Genomic DNA, 3,399 nt, shown 5'->3' on the forward strand with positions numbered 1-3,399 from the left:
CCCGCGAGGTGTTCGCGGGGCCGGGCCGGGCGTTCGTCGAGGCAGCCGGGCTGCCGGCTACGCGTCGAAGACCTCGTTGACCAGCTGCTGCTGCTCCGCCTGGTGGCGCTTCGCCGAGCCCACCGCCGGGGACGAGCTGTGCGGGCGCGAGATGCGGCGCAGGCGCTCGCCGTGCGGGATGTCCGCGCCGACGGCCAGGTCGAGGTGGTCGATCAGGTTGAGCGCGATGAACGGCCAGGCACCCTGGTTCGCCGGCTCCTCCTGCGTCCACAGGTACTTCTCGGCGTTCGGGTACTTGGCGATCTCGGCCTGGACCTCCGCACCCGGCAGCGGGTACAGACGCTCGAGGCGGATGATCGCCGTGTCCGTGACGCCGCGCTTCTCACGCTCGGCCTCCAGGTCGTAGTAGACCTTGCCGGAGCAGAAGACGACCTTGCGGACGGCGTTCGGGTCGACCGAGTCGTCGCCGATCACCGGGCGGAAGCCGCCGGTGGTGAACTCCTCCACCTTGGACGCCGCGGCCTTCAGACGCAGCATCGACTTCGGGGTGAAGACGATCAGGGGCTTGTGGTGCGGGTTGTGGACCTGCCAGCGCAGCAGGTGGAAGTAGTTCGACGGCAGGGTCGGCATCGCGACCGTCATGTTGTCCTGCGCGCACATCTGGAGGAAGCGCTCGGGACGCGCGGAGCTGTGGTCCGGGCCCTGGCCCTCGTAGCCGTGCGGCAGGAGCAGCGTGACGCCGGAGTGCTGGCCCCACTTCTGCTCGGCGGAGGAGATGAACTCGTCGACGACGGTCTGCGCGCCGTTGACGAAGTCACCGAACTGGGCCTCCCACATGACCAGCGCGTCCGGGCGGGCCAGCGAGTAGCCGTACTCGAAGCCCATCGCCGCGTACTCGCTGAGCAGCGAGTCGTAGACGTTGTAGCGGGCCTGGTCCTCGGACAGGTAGAGCAGCGGGGTGTAGTCCTCGCCGGTCTCCTGGTCCACCAGCACCGCGTGGCGCTGGCCGAACGTGCCACGGCGGGTGTCCTGGCCGGAGAGCCGGACCGGGGTGCCCTCCATCAGCAGCGAGCCGATGGCGAGGGTCTCGCCCATGCCCCAGTCGATCGTGCCGTCCTCGACGGACGCCGCGCGACGCTGCATCTGCGGCATGAGCCGCGGGTGCACGGTGATGTTGTCGGGGATGTTGACCTGGGACTCGGCGATCCGCTTGACGACCTCCTGGGAGACCGCCGTGGTGACCGCGACCGGGAACTCGGCCTCGACGTCCGGGACATGGGCCGGGGCCGGGTGGCTGGTGGCCTCGCGGACCTCCGCGAACACCTTCTCCAGCTGGCCCTGGAAGTCCTGGAGCGACTGCTCCGCCTCTTCCAGGGTGATGTCGCCGCGACCGATCAGCGACTCGGTGTAGAGCTTGCGCACCGAGCGCTTCTTGTCGATCAGGTTGTACATCTGAGGGTTGGTGAACGAGGGGTTGTCGCCCTCGTTGTGACCGCGGCGGCGGTAGCAGATGAGGTCGATCACGACGTCCTTGTTGAACGCCTGGCGGAACTCGAAGGCGAGCCGCGCGACGCGGACCACGGCCTCCGGGTCGTCGCCGTTCACGTGGAAGATCGGCGCCTCGATCATGCGGGCCACGTCGGTCGCGTACATCGACGAACGAGAGGACTCCGGGGCGGCGGTGAAGCCGACCTGGTTGTTGATGACGACGTGGACCGTGCCGCCGGTGCGGTAGCCGCGCAGCTGCGACATGTTGAGCGTCTCGGCGACGACGCCCTGGCCCGCGAAGGCCGCGTCACCGTGCAGGGCGACGGGCAGGACGGTGAAGTCCGTGCCGCCCTTGTTGATGACGTCCTGCTTGGCGCGGGCGACACCCTCCAGGACCGGGTCGACGGCCTCCAGGTGGGAGGGGTTGGCGACGAGCGAGACCTTGATCTGCTCGCCGTCCAGCCCGGTGAAGGTGCCCTCGGCGCCCAGGTGGTACTTCACGTCGCCGGAGCCGTGCATCGACTTCGGGTCGAGGTTGCCCTCGAACTCGCGGAAGATCTGCGCGTACGACTTGCCGACGATGTTCGCCAGCACGTTCAGCCGGCCGCGGTGGGCCATGCCGATGACGACCTCGTCGAGGCGCGACTCGGCGGCGGAGTCGATGACCGCGTCGAGCAGCGGGATGACGGACTCGCCGCCCTCCAGCGAGAAGCGCTTCTGGCCGACGTACTTCGTCTGCAGGAAGATCTCGAACGCCTCGGCGGCGTTCAGCCGGCGCAGGATGCGCAGCTGCTCCTCGCGCTCCGGCTTGGTGGCGGCGCGCTCGACCCGGTCCTGGAGCCACTTGCGCTGCTTCGGGTCCTGGATGTGCATGAACTCGATGCCGGTGGTGCGGCAGTACGACTCACGCAGCACGCCGAGGATGTCGCGCAGCTTCATCATCGACTTGCCGGCGAAGCCGCCGACGGCGAACTCGCGCTCCAGGTCCCACAGGGTGAGCCCGTGCTCGGTGATGTCGAGGTCGGGGTGCTTGCGCTGACGGTACTCCAGCGGGTCGGTGTCGGCCATGACATGGCCGCGGACCCGGTAGGAGTGGATCAGCTCGAAGACGCGGGCGGCCTTGGTGACGTCGTCGTCGTGCGAGGCGTCGATGTCCTTGAGCCAGCGGACCGGCTCGTAGGGGATGCGCAGCGACTCGAAGATCTCGTCGTAGAAACCCTCCTCGCCGAGGAGGAAGTTGGCGACGATCCGCAGGAACTCGCCCGACGCGGCGCCCTGGATGACGCGGTGGTCGTACGTCGAGGTGAGGGTCATCACCTTGGAGATGCCCAGCTTGTTCAGGGTGTCCTGCGAAGTGCCCTGGAACTCGGCCGGGTAGTCCATGGAGCCGACGCCCATGATGACCGACTGTCCGGGCATCAGACGCGGCACGGAGTGGACGGTGCCGAGGCCGCCGGGGTTGGTCAGCGAGACGGTGACGCCGGTGAAGTCGTCCATCGTCAGCTTGTTGGTGCGGGCGCGCCGGACGATGTCCTCGTAGGCCTGCCAGAACTCGAAGAAGTTCAGGGTCTCGGCCTTCTTGATGCCCGCGACGACCAGCTGGCGGTCGCCGTTCGGCTTCACCAGGTCGATGGCCAGACCGAAGTTGACGTGGTCCGGCTTGACCAGGGTCGGCTTGCCGTCCTTCTCCGCGAAGGACCAGTTCATCGACGGCATGGCCTTGATGGCCTGCACCATCGCGTACCCGATGAGGTGCGTGAAGGAGATCTTCCCGCCGCGGGCGCGCTTGAGGTGGTTGTTGATGACGATGCGGTTGTCGAAGAGCAGCTTCACCGGCACCGCGCGCACGGACGTGGCCGTGGGCAGCTCCAGCGAGGCGTTCATGTTCTTCGCGACCGCGGCGGCCGGGCC

The 3,399-nt window shown here is 68.1% G+C and carries 1 protein-coding gene; it reads right to left on the reverse strand.

The window, feature by feature from the left end:
• Nucleotides 1-57: 57 nt before the first annotated feature.
• Nucleotides 58-3,399 (reverse strand): multifunctional oxoglutarate decarboxylase/oxoglutarate dehydrogenase thiamine pyrophosphate-binding subunit/dihydrolipoyllysine-residue succinyltransferase subunit (locus tag ACWGH4_RS33090; protein WP_453467358.1); only part of this gene is annotated, 3,342 nt, incomplete at its 5' end.

The sequence above is a fragment of the Streptomyces sp. NPDC054847 genome, assembly GCF_053610925.1.